This is a genomic window from Gordonia sp. Z-3 (genome assembly GCF_036233855.1).
Taxonomy (GTDB): Bacteria; Actinomycetota; Actinomycetes; order Mycobacteriales; family Mycobacteriaceae; genus Gordonia; species Gordonia tangerina.
Window position 1 is genome coordinate 116,273 of record NZ_JAZARS010000009.1, and the last position, 14,586, is coordinate 130,858.

General features: G+C 67.4%; 16 protein-coding genes. 11 read left to right on the forward strand and 5 right to left on the reverse strand.

Features of this window, described 5'->3' with window-relative positions:
• Positions 1-25: 25 nt before the first annotated feature.
• Positions 26-463 (reverse strand): VOC family protein, encoded by a 438-nt coding sequence (locus VX037_RS12490; protein WP_287014646.1) that lies wholly within the window; start codon positions 461-463, stop codon positions 26-28.
• A gap of 141 nt (positions 464-604) precedes the next feature.
• Here VX037_RS12490 and VX037_RS12495 point away from each other — a divergent pair, with 141 nt between their 5' ends.
• A complete protein-coding gene (locus VX037_RS12495; protein WP_266061386.1) occupies positions 605-1,195 on the forward strand; it encodes an FKBP-type peptidyl-prolyl cis-trans isomerase in 591 nt (196 codons plus the stop codon).
• Positions 1,196-1,220: 25 nt separating this feature from the next.
• Here the strand turns inward: VX037_RS12495 and VX037_RS12500 are convergent, their stop codons facing one another.
• Complete coding sequence (locus VX037_RS12500) at positions 1,221-2,105, reverse strand: hypothetical protein (protein WP_287014645.1); 885 nt, start codon at positions 2,103-2,105, stop codon at positions 1,221-1,223.
• Complete coding sequence (locus tag VX037_RS12505) at positions 2,102-2,893, reverse strand: GNAT family N-acetyltransferase (RefSeq protein ID WP_287014662.1); 792 nt, start codon at positions 2,891-2,893, stop codon at positions 2,102-2,104. Before VX037_RS12505 ends, VX037_RS12500 begins: the two co-directional genes overlap by 4 nt.
• A gap of 11 nt (positions 2,894-2,904) precedes the next feature.
• Here VX037_RS12505 and VX037_RS12510 point away from each other — a divergent pair, with 11 nt between their 5' ends.
• From VX037_RS12510 to katG, 6 genes are all read left to right on the forward strand, one after another.
• Positions 2,905-3,765: an MFS transporter gene (locus tag VX037_RS12510; protein ID WP_328714489.1), complete on the forward strand. Its 861-nt coding sequence runs from the start codon at positions 2,905-2,907 to the stop codon at positions 3,763-3,765.
• A 121-nt stretch (positions 3,766-3,886) separates the two neighbouring features.
• Positions 3,887-4,990, forward strand: a complete 1,104-nt coding sequence (locus VX037_RS12515; protein WP_442903669.1) for a beta-mannosidase — start codon at positions 3,887-3,889, stop codon at positions 4,988-4,990.
• A gap of 79 nt (positions 4,991-5,069) precedes the next feature.
• Positions 5,070-5,963, forward strand: coding sequence for an MBL fold metallo-hydrolase (locus tag VX037_RS12520; RefSeq protein ID WP_287014642.1), 894 nt, complete (start codon positions 5,070-5,072; stop codon positions 5,961-5,963).
• An 88-nt stretch (positions 5,964-6,051) separates the two neighbouring features.
• Entirely contained in the window at positions 6,052-6,276 is a 225-nt protein-coding gene (locus tag VX037_RS12525; protein WP_266061394.1) for a dodecin, read from the forward strand.
• A 57-nt stretch (positions 6,277-6,333) separates the two neighbouring features.
• A complete protein-coding gene (locus VX037_RS12530) occupies positions 6,334-6,786 on the forward strand; it encodes a Fur family transcriptional regulator (protein WP_277615061.1) in 453 nt (150 codons plus the stop codon).
• A gap of 36 nt (positions 6,787-6,822) precedes the next feature.
• Complete coding sequence (katG, locus tag VX037_RS12535; RefSeq protein WP_266061397.1) at positions 6,823-9,051, forward strand: catalase/peroxidase HPI; 2,229 nt, start codon at positions 6,823-6,825, stop codon at positions 9,049-9,051.
• Between the two features lie 99 nt (positions 9,052-9,150).
• Here the strand turns inward: katG and bluB are convergent, their stop codons facing one another.
• Positions 9,151-9,786 carry a 5,6-dimethylbenzimidazole synthase gene (gene bluB / locus VX037_RS12540; protein WP_287014661.1) on the reverse strand — a complete coding sequence of 212 codons (636 nt, stop codon included), beginning with the start codon at positions 9,784-9,786 and terminating at the stop codon, positions 9,151-9,153.
• Positions 9,787-9,879: 93 nt separating this feature from the next.
• Between bluB and VX037_RS12545 the strand changes: the two genes are divergently transcribed.
• The 4 genes from VX037_RS12545 to upp all read left to right on the forward strand — a co-directional run bounded on the left by VX037_RS12545 (position 9,880) and on the right by upp (position 13,819).
• On the forward strand, positions 9,880-10,491 hold the full coding sequence (locus VX037_RS12545) for a class I SAM-dependent DNA methyltransferase (protein ID WP_266061398.1): 612 nt from the start codon (positions 9,880-9,882) through the stop codon (positions 10,489-10,491).
• Between the two features lie 164 nt (positions 10,492-10,655).
• A complete protein-coding gene (locus tag VX037_RS12550; RefSeq protein WP_328714492.1) occupies positions 10,656-11,933 on the forward strand; it encodes a GTP cyclohydrolase II in 1,278 nt (425 codons plus the stop codon).
• On the forward strand, positions 11,930-13,174 hold the full coding sequence (locus VX037_RS12555) for a URC4/urg3 family protein (RefSeq protein ID WP_328714494.1): 1,245 nt from the start codon (positions 11,930-11,932) through the stop codon (positions 13,172-13,174). The genes VX037_RS12550 and VX037_RS12555 overlap by 4 nt, the downstream gene beginning before the upstream one ends.
• A gap of 15 nt (positions 13,175-13,189) precedes the next feature.
• Entirely contained in the window at positions 13,190-13,819 is a 630-nt protein-coding gene (gene upp, locus VX037_RS12560; protein ID WP_266061404.1) for a uracil phosphoribosyltransferase, read from the forward strand.
• A gap of 31 nt (positions 13,820-13,850) precedes the next feature.
• On the opposite strand, the gene VX037_RS12565 is transcribed toward upp, so the two are convergent.
• Positions 13,851-14,561 (reverse strand): CPBP family intramembrane glutamic endopeptidase, encoded by a 711-nt coding sequence (locus VX037_RS12565; RefSeq protein WP_328714495.1) that lies wholly within the window; start codon positions 14,559-14,561, stop codon positions 13,851-13,853.
• Positions 14,562-14,586: the final 25 nt, after the last annotated feature.

Consider the following 14,586-nt stretch of genomic DNA (forward strand, 5'->3'; position numbering starts at 1 on the left):
GCGGCTCGACCCGCGAGCGGCGAGTTCAGTCGAGACAGAACTCGTTGCCTTCGGGATCGGCCATCACGATGTGGCCGCCTTGCATCGGCGGCGCCGGCTCGTGGCGTGCGAGACGCGTGGCTCCCAACGTCTGTAGCCGGCTGCACTCGGCTTCCAGCGCGGCCATGCGCTCCTCCCCGGCCAGACCCAGCGCGGCGCGCAGATCGAGGTGCAGGCGGTTCTTGCCGGGTTTGGATTCCGGAACGCGCTGGAAGAACACGCGTGGTCCGCGCCCGTCGGGGTCGACGATCCCCGATGCATCGTTGCGACGATCAACCGGGATGCCGAGGGCGTCGAGGGCGGCGTCCCAGGACTCGAAGCCCGGTGGCGGAGTCTGAAGCCGATATCCCAGTGCCGCGCTCCAGAAGTCGGCCAGCGCGGCCGGGTCGGCACAGTCGATCGTCACCTGGATTTCCCGGGACATGTCTGTCTCTCTTCCATGATTGCCGGTTCACCGGCCGCCCACGCCATGATTTGCGACGGCCGGCGCGATGCCACCCATCCTGCCCCGCGACTCGGACAGCCGGTGTCCGCTATTTCCGACTCGATCGGTAGCGTTGCGGACATGTTCACGGTGCGCCGAGCGGCGCTGGCCTCCACCCTGCTGCTGACCTTGGCGCTGAGCGCCTGCAATTCCACCGACGACTCCACATCGGAGTCGTCGGCGCAGGCGGCGGCGAGCACCGTCGCGGCGACGAACTGCCCCTCGGGTGCGCCGCAGGCATCGGCGTCACCGGCTTGGCAGTTCGACGGAGCGACCGGCTCGATCGCCGTGACCGCACCGACGGAGAACACCGCACCCGGCGTCGAGGTCACCACGCCGTTCTCGGTCGACGAGACCACGGTGCAGACTTTGCAGCCGGCCGACGGCGCGATCGTGGCGGACACCGCAACGGTCACGGTTTGCTACCTGGGGGTCAACGGACGTGACGGATCGGTGTTCGACAGCAGCTACGAGCGTGGCGAACCTGCCGAGTTCCCGCTGGACGGAGTGGTGCCCGGCTTCCAGAAAGCAATCGCCGGGCAGAACGTCGGCGCCACCGTCGCGGTCGCGATGACATCGGCGGACGGCTATCCGGCAGGCAACCCGCAAGCGGGTATCGAACAGGGCGACACTTTGGTGTTCGTGATCCAGATCCTCGGCGCACAGAGCTGATCGTCGATCGGGCACCGGTCCGCAGCTATCGGTCGGCTTCGATGCGGGCCAGTTCATCGCGCGCCTCGGTGAGGTGATCTCGCGCACCGTCGAGGACGTCGGATGCCATGCGACGTTGCTCCTCGGCTGTGTCGACTTGGCGCACAGCGAACCGCAGCTCGGCGTCGCGCCGTTCCAGCTCGGCCCGCAGCCGGTCGAGGTTCTCGGAGAGTTCATCGGCGTGGGCACGTGCCCTGGCCACCTCGTCGTCGCGCTCGGCGAGGGCTGACGCGGCCGATCGTTCGGCGTCCTCTGCCTCCGCGACCGCCCGGCGCGCTCGGTGCAGGCGCCGGCCGGTATCGGCAGCGCTCGGCGAGGGCGGGTCACCACCGGGCTCGTCGACGGCCGGCTCCTCGACGTCCGGTTCCTCCACGGTATCGGGCACCACGAACACCCCGGCCGGACCGAAGCCGCTGTATTCGGTTGCGGTCACCAAATGTCCACGGCGCAGCATCTCGGCGACCTCGTCGTCGGCGACAGCCGCGCGCAGCGACTGCCCCACCTCCCTGATTGCATTGTCGGACAGCATGACCTGCTGCTGCAGCGCACCGCGCCGGATCGCCCCAACACATTCGGCGATCAGATCTTGTCGTCGGTCGGCCAACGCCCGCAGGCGATGTGCCGACGATCGGCGTTGTGCGGCAAGTAGTTCGGCGGCCAGGTCGAGCAACGCCGCCACCCCGTCGGGATCGGTGCGCACCCACTGGTTGATCGCCCAGGCGACCTGGGTGGGCCGCCGCAATGCCGTGATCTGGCGCGCCAGCTCACGATCGCCGGACGCTCTCGCCTCGCGGGCGAGTTCGGTGCGCCGCCGGACGAACTCGCCGGGCGCCAGCCCGTACAGTTCGTCGGTCACCTCGTCGATGGTCATCGGTCGACCCTCGCCCCCGTGGGTATCCGGACGCGCGAACGCTCACCGAATTTCACAAAGCCCCACCGCTGCAGAATCGGTGCGGACGTCTGCTCGGCGTGCACGAGCGCCAACGTGGCACCCCGGGCGCGAGCATCGCGGATACGCTCGGCGATCAGCGCACGGTACACCCCTCGCCGGCGGAAGTCGGAAAGGACCGCAGCACCCCAGAGCCGGGCCACCTCACCAGACAACGAGTACCCGCCCGCTCCGGCAGGGGTTCCCGCGCAGGACGCGACGAACAGTCCCGGCGCCCGGTCGTCATCGTGGCCGGACTCCGGGTCGGTCAGTATGGGTGGTGCAAATCCCCACGCGCGCAACGATACTTCTCCGAAAACGGTCCGCGTGTGCAGATCGGTCGCCTTGATACACCGCACATCGTCGGGCGCCTCGACCCCGCCGGCAGGTTCATCGAGGACCATCGCGACCACATCGACCACGGCCACCGTCCGCGCGTCGCGCGCGTCGAGCAGTTCGGTACTCATGCGCTCCAGCGGGCCGGGGCCGACGGTGACCAGAACAGCATGCGCGCCGCGTGTGGTCGCGATCTCGGTGGCGGCGTCGACGATCTCGTCTGCGTCCCGGTGTGGTCCGCGGTAGTTGAGGAGCGTGGCCTCGCCGTCCTGTTCATAGAATTCGTAGCCGTCCACCGTGAAGTACGTGGACCCACTCGGATGCCACGACGATCGCCAAGCGGCGGACTGCGCCAGTATGGCGTCGGGGGTCCACCTCATCGCTTCGGGTTCCATACTCACACCACATGAGTACCGCACCGGCGGCCGCCGGAAAACGGGGCAGCCGCGTCCGGCGCCGCGACGCGCGCTCCGGGCCATTGCCTACCCTGGGCACCATGGGTGTCCAAACACGAGTCAGCGCGTCTCTGGCCACGGCCGCGGTCGTTGGCGCGATCGCTGCGATCCTGGCGCCGCTGCTCCCGTTTGCAGGTGTCGGTGCATCGCCGAACGAATCAACGGTTGACCTGCTGATCACCCCGGCCGGATACACCTTCTCGATCTGGAGCGTCATCTACCTGCTGTCGCTGGCGTTCGCCGGGATGGTTGTGCTGACGAGGTCGACGGGCACCGAGGAGCCCGCACGGGTCACCGCCGACGTCAGTGTCGCATTCTTCGGTGCCGCGGTCTGGATCCTGTTTTCCGCCGCCGAGTGGAAGTGGGTCACCTCGATCGTGCTGACGATCATGGCCGTGGCCCTCATCGACGCCGCACGGGTGGTCGCGGGTCCGCGGGATCCCGACGCCCCGTCGTGGCGTTCCGCTCTCACCCGGGTCCTGGTCGGTATCTACGCGGGCTGGGCCATCTCCGCCATGTTCCAGAATTGGGCGTCGGATGCGGCTGATGCGGGCGCTGATGCCGATGCTGCGGGGTGGCAGATCGCCGTGCTCTTGGTGGCAGCGGTTGTCGCGACGATCATCACCCTCTTCCTCGGTGGCGTGTTGATCGGCTTGCCGTTGACGGTGATCTGGGCACTGATCGGCATCATGGTCACCGCGGGCGGAGAAACGCCTGCGGTCACCGCGGTCTGCCTGGCCACGATCTTCGTTCTGGTCATCTCCACCGGGATCTCGATGTACGCGGCACGATTACGCGCCCGCGCCACCTGATCTGGCGTCGGCCTCCTTCCGCTCTTCGCGCCGCCCTTGCCGTTCTCCGACGCCCGGCCTCACTTTCGGCGATAGTTAGCCGGAGCAACGATGACGTCGAGGAGGCGGACACATGCCAGTGATGCGAATCATCCGACGGTCCTGTCTGGTGGGCATGTTGGCGCTGCTGATCGCGGGCGTGGTTCTGCCCGCGCCGGTCATCGGTTCCCCGGCGAACCGGGTCACGGCGACGGCAGACGGCCTACGTCTCGATGGCCGCCCGTGGTGGCCATCGGGTCTCGACGCCTACCAGCTCGCCACCGACTGGTCGATCAACACCGGTTGCGGGGCGATGGTCGATCTGGATTCCTACTTCGCCGCGCTTGCACCCCATTCGCTGACGCGCTTCGACCTGTTCGCGCAACTCGCCGTGAACAAGTACACCGGCGCGCTGGACTTCGCCCCGATGGACGCCGTATTCGCCGCGGCGGCTCGCCACGACCAGATGGTGATTCCGGTGCTCGCCGCCGGTGAGGGTGCCTGCGAGAGCGGCCGCTTCAAGGACCACGGCTGGTACGCGACGGGTTGGCGCACCGAGATCGGCGCGGGCGGGCTGACCTTCGAGCAGTGGATGCGCACGGCGGTGCGCCGATGGAAGAACAGTCCGGCACTGGCCGGCTGGGAGATGGTCGGCGAACCGGAGACCAGTATCTGCGGTGACACATCCTGTGGGTGGCAGAGTCGCATCTGCCCGCCGGATGCGGCTCTGGTGTTGCGTTCCTTCTTTGACAACGCCGGTGCGGTGCTGCACCGCGTCCACAGGTCCGGATTGATCTGGGCCGGGCTCGCCGGCGGTGGACAGTGCGGGACGGCCGGGCCGCAATACGAGTATGTGGGCGGTTCCCGCCACCTCGGTGTTCTGGACTACCACGATTACGGCTCAGACGGTGTGCCGCTACCCGGCGACCAGTGGAACGGATTGGCCGAGCGTATACGTCAGGGGGCGGTGCTCGGTAAACCGGTGGCGGTCAACGAGATCGGCCAGTCAGCGGGATCGTGCGCCAGCGCCGCGCAGCGCGCGGCGGATTTCCGGACCAAGGTCACCGGGCAACGCGCCGCCGGCACTGCGACCGCATTGTTCTGGGCGTTCGTGCCCGACCCACGACCCGACCAGTGCACCTACGACATCGGACCCGACGATCCGGCATTCGACCTCGTGGCAGACCTGACCACAGTCGGCCCGTGAGTCCCGCTCACCCGGCTCATATTCGCCCGCGGTCGGGCGCCCATTGACAACGCGGCCGGACCGGCGGTACCAAGCGGAGATGGCGAATGACCCGGCCTTCGGCGCAACCCGGTACGACGAGGTCACCGTGTTGACCTCCGGGCACGGCGGCGCCTATCCCTACGGCAACTCGGTGGTCGTCGAGGGCGCGGAGTCCACGCTGATGATCGATCCATCGCTGGAGATCGATCACGATCCGGTCGGCGCGGACGCGGTGATGATCAGTCACGCCCACGAAGACCACCTGGCCGGGCTGCGACACTTCACCGCGCCGATTAACTGCCACCGCGCCGATGTCGATGCGGTCCGGTCCCTGGACGTGCTGCTCGACGGGTACGGCCTGACCGCGCGTGAAAGAGCAGCCGTTGGCGCGCAGATCGGCGACGAGTTCCAGCTGCCGACCGGGTTCCCGGAGGCAGCCGGCCTCGACGACGGGCATCGGTTCGACCTCGGTGGCGTGAGCGCAACGGTGATTCACCTGCCTGGGCATACCTCCGGTCACTGTGGCGTGCTGGTGGAGCCGACGGGATTTCTCTATGTGGCCGACATCGACCTGACGTCGTTCGGCCCGATGTACGGCGATGTCGGCAGCAGCGTCGAGGACTACCTCCGGTCGATAGCGGTGGTGCGATCCATCGATGCCCGGTGGTACGGCACCTTCCACCAGAAGGGGGTCATCGACGGCGCCGCGGAGTTCCGCCGTCGCCTCGATGCCTATGCGCAGGTCATCAACCGCCGCGACGAGCGGTTGCTGGCGTTCCTCGACCAACCGAGATCTCTCGAGGACATCGTGCGCCACCGCCTCGTCTACCGCCCGCATGTCGATCTGCCCTTCGTCGATGCCGTCGAGCGCCGCACCGCCGAGCTGCACCTCGAACGACTGATCGGCGAGGGCGTCGTCGAGGAATCCGACGGTGTATTCGTCGGGCGCTGAAGCGCACCACCTCGACACGGATAGACGGTCGCACGCGGGTCTGCGAAATTCGCGGTCGCACAAGGCGTCGGCGTGGGAGTATCGGCCCATGAGCGATCACACATATCGAGTCATCGAGGTAGTCGGGTCCTCGTCGGACGGCACGGACGCAGCCATCGCCAACGCGATCGCCCGGGTCACCCAGACCACCCGGAATGTCGAATGGTTCGAGGTCGTGAGCACGCGCGGACACGTCGTGGATGGGGCCATCGCGCACACGCAGGTGACGCTGAAGGTGGGCTTCCGGATCGAATCCGGAGACGCCCTGGGCTGACGTCTCAATTCGAGACATCTCCGCCGAAAACTTGACTCATTCCAGAAAACGGGCATGATGGTTCGCGTGCCATCACAGAAAGATCACGTAAGACGTTTGCGTGAGGTCGATTTGCGGGTGACCCGCCCGCGTCTCGCCGTTCTCGATGCGGTGTGCGCACATCCCCACGCCGACACCGACACGATCGTCGGTGCAGTCCGCAGAGGATTGCCAGACGTCTCGCGTCAGGCGGTCTACGACGTTCTTCGCGCGTTGACGACCGCAGGCCTGGTGCGGCGAATCCAACCGTCCGGCCACGTCGCTCGCTACGAGTCACGGGTCGGCGACAACCATCATCACGTCATCTGCCGATCCTGCGGGATCATCGGCGACGTCGATTGCGCCGTCGGGGAGGCACCCTGCCTCACGCCGTCGGAACACCACGGCTTCATTCTCGACGAGGCCGAGGTCATCTACTGGGGACTCTGCGCCGAATGCGCAGCCGCTCCTGCTTCGGGGTCACAGCCGTGATCACAGCCCGAATCACTCTCTCCTGAAAGGTTTGTCGTGACTGAGGAAAACCCCGCCCACGCCACCGAACACCCACCGATCGCCGAAGCCAACACCGAGGCCGCCGACAAGGGCTGCCCGATGCGCATCAAGCCGCCGGTCGAGGGTGGCGGCAACCGGGACTGGTGGCCGAACCAGCTCAACCTGAAGCTGCTCGCGCACAACCCGGACGTGGTCAACCCCCTCGACGCGGGCTACGACTACGACGCCGCGCTGCAGACCCTCGACGTCGAAGCACTCAAGGCCGACCTCGCCGACGTGATGACGACCTCGCAGTCGTGGTGGCCCGCCGACTTCGGTCACTACGGCCCGCTGTTCATCCGGATGTCGTGGCACGCCGCGGGCACCTACCGCGTCGAGGATGGTCGCGGCGGTGCCGGATCGGGCATGCAGCGGTTCGCACCGCTGAACAGCTGGCCCGACAACGCCAGCCTCGACAAGGCACGTCGTCTGCTGTGGCCGGTGAAGAAGAAGTACGGCAAGGCCGTCTCGTGGGCCGACCTGCTGGTCCTCGCGGGCAATGTCGCGCTGGAATCCATGGGGTTCAAGACCGCAGGGTTCGCCTTCGGCCGTCCGGACGAGTGGGAGCCCGAAGAGGTCTACTGGGGCCCGGAGGCCGAGTGGCTCGGCGACAGCCGCTACAGCGGTCAGCGGGATCTGGAGAACCCCCTCGCCGCCGTGCAGATGGGCCTCATCTACGTGAATCCGGAAGGCCCCAACGGTAATCCGGATCCGCTGGCGGCTGCGGTCGACATCCGCGAGACGTTCGGCCGGATGGCCATGAACGACGTGGAGACCGCTGCGCTCATCGTCGGTGGACACACCTTCGGCAAGACCCACGGCAACGGCGACGCCGAACTCGTGGGCCCCGAACCCGAGGCCGCGCCCATCGAGCAGATGGGTCTGGGCTGGGTGAATCCACAGGGGACCGGTGTCGGCGCCGACGCCATCACCAGTGGACTCGAGGTCACCTGGACCAACACCCCGACCCAGTGGGACAACAGCTTCCTGGAGATCCTGTACGGCTACGAGTGGGAACTCACCAAGAGTCCGGCCGGCGCCAACCAGTGGAAGCCGAAGGATGCAGCCGGCGACGGGACCGTCCCGAATGCGTTCGGCGACGGCAAGACCCATCCATCGATGCTGACCACCGACCTGTCCATGCGGATGGATCCGGGCTTCGAGAAGATCACTCGGCGGTGGCTCGAGCATCCCGAGGAACTCGCCGACGAATTCGCCAAGGCGTGGTTCAAGCTGCTGCATCGTGACATGGGTCCGGCTATCCGCTACCGCGGACCGCTGGTGCCGGCCGAGACCTACCTGTGGCAGGACAATGTCCCCGCACATGAGGGTCCGACGCTTTCGGACGCCGACGTCGACTCCCTCAAGTCCCAGTTGCTCGACTCGGGTCTGAGCATCGCACAGCTCGTCTCGACGGCGTGGAAGGCGGCATCGTCGTTCCGCGGCAGCGACTTCCGGGGAGGCGCCAACGGCGGACGCATCCGTCTGCAGCCGCAGGCCGGCTGGGAGGCCAACGAACCCGAGGAGCTCGCGCAGGTGATCAGCACTCTCGAGCGGGTCCAGGAGAGCTTCAACGCCGAGGCCGGTGCCAAGGTGTCGTTCGCCGACCTGGTGGTGCTCGGTGGCGTGGCAGCCGTGGAAAAGGCCGCGAAGGACGCCGGCGTGGACATCACCGTCCCCTTCACTCCGGGCCGCACCGATGCGACCCAGGAGATGACCGACGAGGAGTCGTTCGCCTACCTGGAGCCCAAGGCCGACGGATTCCGCAACTACGAGGGCAAGGCCAGCGAGCTCCCCGCCGAGTACCGGCTGCTGGACCGCGCGAACCTGCTGACCCTCTCGGCTCCCGAGATGACCGTGTTGGTCGGCGGTCTGCGCGTGCTCGGCGCCAACTACAAGGGTTCGTCGCTCGGCGTGCTCACCGAGACACCGGGCCGTCTGACGAACGACTTCTTCGTCAACGTGCTCGACATGAGCACCGACTGGTCGGCATCGCCTGCCGACGACGGAACCTACGTGGGCAAGGACCGTGACAGCGGCGCCACCAAGTGGACCGGCACCCGTGCCGACCTCGTCTTCGGCGCGAACTCGCAATTGCGGGCCATCGCCGAGGTGTACGCCGAGGACGACGCGTCGGAGAAATTCGTCAAGGACTTCGTCGCCGCGTGGGACAAGGTGATGAACCTGGACCGGTTCGACGCCTGAGTCGCGCCCTTTTGATTCGACGCTGCTGCCCTCCGGCGATGCCGGCGGGCAGCAGCGTTTCACCCGTCGCTGGGAGCCGACCTTTGCTCGGCTCCCAGCTCACGACGGCGCCGGGTCACCCCGGTAGGCCTCCCGATGCACCGCGTCGGCGAGTGGGCGCCGGGTACGCCAACCGAACCGTTCGAGGTCGGGAACGGTCTGCAACTGCGTGACCGGACCCAGACAGAGCCAGGCCACCACGTCCACGATCGGCGGCACGCCGATCAGGCCGCGCAGGAACTCCGGGCGATAGAACGAGACCCAGCCGACCCCGAGGCCCTCCGCCGTCGCCGCCAGCCACAGGTTCTGGATCGCCAACCCCACCGACAGACGCCCGGTCTCGTCGATGGTGTGCCGCCCGAGCACGTGCGCGCCACCCCGATTCGACTGATAGGTCACCACCACCCCAGTCCCAGCCTGTTCGATGCCCTCGACGACGATCGGCCCGAAGGTGGCCGCCCGCTCGGCCGGCAACGAGCGCGCGAAGTCCGCCCGACACCCCGATACGTGTTCGGCGAACAGTGACAGGACTGTTCGATCCTGGATCACCACGAAGTCCCACGGCTGGGTGTTGCCCACGCTCGGCGCGCAGTGCGCCGCTTCGAGCACCCGCCACAGCTGCGCCTCGCCGACCACGCTGCCGTTGAACTCACTGCGCACATCACGCCGCCGCGCGATCGCCTCGTAGACGTCCATCTGCTCCCCTCTGCTGCTCTGGCCGCAACCAACCAACCACGCATCGTCGGGTGCCTGCCCGGCGACACGCTGAGCCTGTGCCACCATGGGCTCGTGGCCACTCGATGGGATGACACGAACGCGCCCAAGGGCGACGAGTACGACCAACGGTGGCAGCATTTGTCGGCCTCGGGCCAGAACGTCCACGGCGAGGCCGATCTCGTCGAGGCGCTGTTGGCCGAACACGGCGGCCAACGCGTGCTCGACGCAGGCTGTGGCACCGGGCGGGTGGCGATCGAGTTACGGCGGCGTGGCTTCGCCGTGGTGGGCGTGGACGCCGATGACACCATGCTGGCCACCGCACGCCGCAACGGGCCCGACGTCGCCTGGGTGCTGGCAGACCTCGTCGATCTCGACGCCCATGTGGACAGCGAGTTCGACGTCGCACTGCTCGCCGGCAACGTGATGATCTTCGTCGATCCGGGGACCGAGAGCACCGTCCTGGCGCAACTCGCCGAGCGACTCGCGCCCGGAGCTCTGCTCGTCGCCGGATTCAGCCTGCGCGACGACCGACTGTCGCTGTACGACTACGACCGGCTCGCGGCGCACAACGGTTTCGAGTTACACGCCCGCTGGTCGACCTGGGAGCGCGATCCGTTCGGCGCAGACTCCGACGAGGTGAACGCGGACGTGGACTACGCCGTCTCCGTACACCGCCGACGCTGACGATCACGCCCCGATCGTGGGGAATCCGTTACCTTTCTCGCCCAGCATCTGTTCCCGGCAATGGCTATGCTGGCGCTTTCCACTCGGCGCCGAGATCTGGTTCCGAACGGAACGGCAAGTGACTCGGCAACCGTCGATTCAGCCGCGGACGGACAGGAGCGTCGATGACCGCAGATCTGAGTCCGGATGCCGTCGGGCCGTCCACCGCGGGCGGTCACATCCGGTTGACCTCGCACAGCGGCGGGCTTGACGCGCTTCCGATCCGGTGGGGCGCTGCCACCGCCGCGGACCGCGGACCGCTCGTTGGCACGACGTCGCGGCGTTCGCACCGCAATGTGATCGGCACACACAGCGGTTCCTACAGCGTCTATCGCGCACTTGCCGTCGCCGCCGGGGCGTTGTCGCGCGAGCATCGGGCCGACCTGACCGACACCGCACCCACCGACGTCGTCGGCCCGTATCCGCAATGGTCGGATCCGGCGCAGATCGTCAGCCTCGACCCGTGGGGTGCACTCACCGCCGACGTCTTCGCCGAACATCTGGCCGCCGGACACGACATCCGTCCCACCATCGCGATCACCAAGGCACACGTCATCCTGCCCGAGGTGGCCGACGCGATCGCCAAGGGCCGTCTGCATCCCGACGGGCGCCACCTGCTCGACACCGGCGCCGCACTGGTCACCAAGGCCGCCGTCGAACCGGTCTGGTATCTGCCCGGGGTCGCGCGTCGATTCGGCTGTACCGAAGCAGATCTCCGGCGTGTCCTGTTCGAGGAGACCGGGGGCATGTACCCGGAGCTGGTGACCCGCTCCGACCTGGAGGTTTTCCTGCCGCCGATCGGTGGGCAGACGCTCTATATCTTCGGTCGCGCAGCCGATCTCGCCGACCCCGACGTCGAGCTCACGGCCCGCGTACACGACGAGTGCAACGGTTCGGACGTGTTCGGCTCCGACATCTGTACCTGTCGTCCGTATCTGACGCACGCGATCGAGGAATGCATCCTCGGCGCGCAGCGAGGCGGGGTGGGGCTGGTCGCCTACTCGCGCAAGGAAGGCCGCGCACTCGGCGAGGTCACCAAGTTCCTCGTGTACAACGCCCGCAAGCGTCAGGCCGGTGGGGACACCGCCGATCAGTACTTCGCCCGGACCGAATGTGTTGCCGGAGTGCAGGACATGCGATTCCAGGAGCTGATGCCCGATGTGCTGCACTGGCTGGGCATCCGCAAGATCCACCGCTTGGTGTCGATGAGCAACATGAAGTACGACGCGATCACCGGCTCCGGAATCGAGGTCGGCGAACGCGTCAACATCCCCGATGAACTCATCCCCGCCGACGCCCAGGTGGAGATCGACGCCAAGATGGCGGCCGGCTACTTCACCCCCGGCCAGGTGCCGGATTCGACCGAACTCGGCAAGGCCAAGGGACGAGGACTGGACAGATGAGCGTCGACGTGTCGGGGCGGACCGGTGCGGGACCGACCGCGCCGGACACTCTGCGGTCCACGCGAGCCATCCGGGACCGCGCCGCCCAGTTGACCGAACGGGCGCGTCGCGGCGAATCATCGTGGTTCACCGTCGACGACGCCGCGCTCGCGGCCGCGGCAGCACTGGTCGCCCGTGTCACGCGTCGCCGCTACCCCGCCCTCGACATCCCGTTCCACAGCCGGTGGCGGCATTTCGAGGCCGGCGGAGTCGACCGAACGGCGATGCTGCGGGCCCGGTTGGACGACGATCAGGCCGAGCAGGCCCGTGCCCTGATCGATCTCGCCGTCGTCAGCGTTCTGCTCGACGCCGGCGCGGGTCCGGACTGGTCCTTTCTCGAATCAGACACGGGGATGCGGGTCACACGTTCGGAAGGCCTCGCGGTGGCGGGGTGGCATGCGTTCGTCGGTGGTGTGTTCTCGGCCGATCCGGATCGGCCCCTGCGGGTCGACGCGACGCGGCTGTCAGAGTTGACCGTCGCAGGTCTTGCGGCCGCGTTTCAGGCCGATGAGACCAATCCCCTGGTCGGGGTCGACGGTCGCGTCGAGTTGTTACGCCGCCTCGGGACCGCCCTGACCGCCCACCCGGACGTCTTCGGCGAGCACCCTCGTCCGGGGCACCTCTACGACGCGCTGGTGAGTTCACCGCGGACCGATGTCGATGCGCACGCGATCCTGTCGCTGCTGTTGACCACCACATCCGGTATCTGGTTGTCGGACAACGTTCTCGACGGCGTTGCGCTCGGTGACTGTTGGCGCCACGACGCGGTGCGGGGCGAGGGATCGTCGGACGGCTGGATGCCGTTTCATAAGCTGAGCCAGTGGCTGACGTACTCCCTGCTCGAACCCTTCGAGTGGTCGGGCCACCGCGTCGGCGGCGTGGCAGAGCTGACGGCGTTGCCCGAGTACCGCAATGGCGGCTTGTTGCTCGACACCGGGGTCATCAGTCTGCGAGATCCGGCCGATGCACACCGGCGTCGACAGGTCGGTGACGAACTCGTCGTCGAATGGCGCGCGCTCACCATCACCTTGATCGACGAGCTCGCGTCGCTGGTGCGTCTCGAACTCGATGTGGACGACACCCGTCTGCCGTTGGCGTGTGTGCTCGAGGGCGGCACGTGGGCCACGGGCCGCGATCTCGCCGGGGAGCTCCGATCAGGCCTCCCACCGCTCGACATCGCCAGTGACGGCACTGTTTTCTGACCCGAAGGACCTGACATGGACGACGTCGTTCTGATCGATCACCCACTGGTGCAGCACAAACTGACCCTGCTGCGACGTAAAGACACCTCCACCAATGACTTCCGGCGGTTGCTGACCGAGATCTCCACGTTGATGGCCTACGAGGTGCTGCACGACATTCCCATGCACCCGATCACCATCGATACACCGCTTGAGACGATGACAGCCAACGTCATCGACGGCAAAAAGGTGGTGTTCGCGTCGATCCTGCGTGCCGGTACGGGCATCGTCGACGGCATGCTGACCGTGGTGCCCGGCGCCCGTGTCGGACACATCGGCCTCTACCGGGATCCGAAGACCCACATCGCGGTCGAATACTACTTCAAGATGCCCGGTGACCTCGCCGAACGCGATGTCGTGGTAGTCGATCCGATGTTGGCAACCGGTCACTCGGCCGTCGCGGCCGTGGATCGGATCAAGGAGTATGCACCGCGATCGATCAAGTTCGTCTGCCTGCTGACGTGCCCGCAGGGTGTCGAGACCCTGCAGGCCGCGCACCCCGACGTCCGCATCTTCACCGCGGCCGTCGACCGGGAGCTCGACGACAACGGATACATCGTGCCGGGTATCGGTGACGCCGGAGACCGCATCTTCGGCACGACATGACGTGAGTGCATCGGTGTTCGACGCGGGCTGGTCACGTCGGCAGATGCCAGGCGACCGCAGCGCCCACCGCGCCGGTGGCGTTGAGCGCCCAGTGCAGCGCGACCGGCGCCAACAGGCTCGTCGTACGGTGCCGCAGCCATCCGAACACCAGGCCGGCGGCGCTGGTCGCCGCGACGGCGCCCAGCACACCCGCGATTCGTCCCGGCGTACCTGACCCGAGCATTCCGCTGAGCCCCTCGTTGCCCGCGGTGAGCCCCAACGACGACGTGACATGCCACATCCCGAACGCGAGTGCACCAAGTGTGAGTGTCCACCGCACACCGAACACTCGGCCGAGGCTGCCCTGCAGCACCCCGCGGAACATCAGCTCCTCAGGTAGAACCGTCTGCAACGGGATCGTCACCAGCGCGGCAAACGCTGCCGCGGTAGCGCTGTCGAAGCGGTCCGACAAGAAGAACTGCCGGGTGGCCGGGATCGCGACGGCCACCGAGACGATTGCGAAGACCACCACCACTGCGGCGACGGCGTAGGGGATCCCGGCACGCAGTTCGGTTCGACTCAGCCCCATCTCGCGCCATCCCAGCCCCGCGAGCCGCCCACCGAGCACCAGCAGGATGGCGGCGACCGGTACCGCCAGCGCCGATGCCGCACCGGGACCGAAGTGGGCGAGCAGGTTGACCGCGACCAACGCCCCCACGACGCCGACCACCAGCAGGATGGATCGCGTCCGCGGCGCAGTCACGTCGGCACTCTCTCCCATTCCTGTG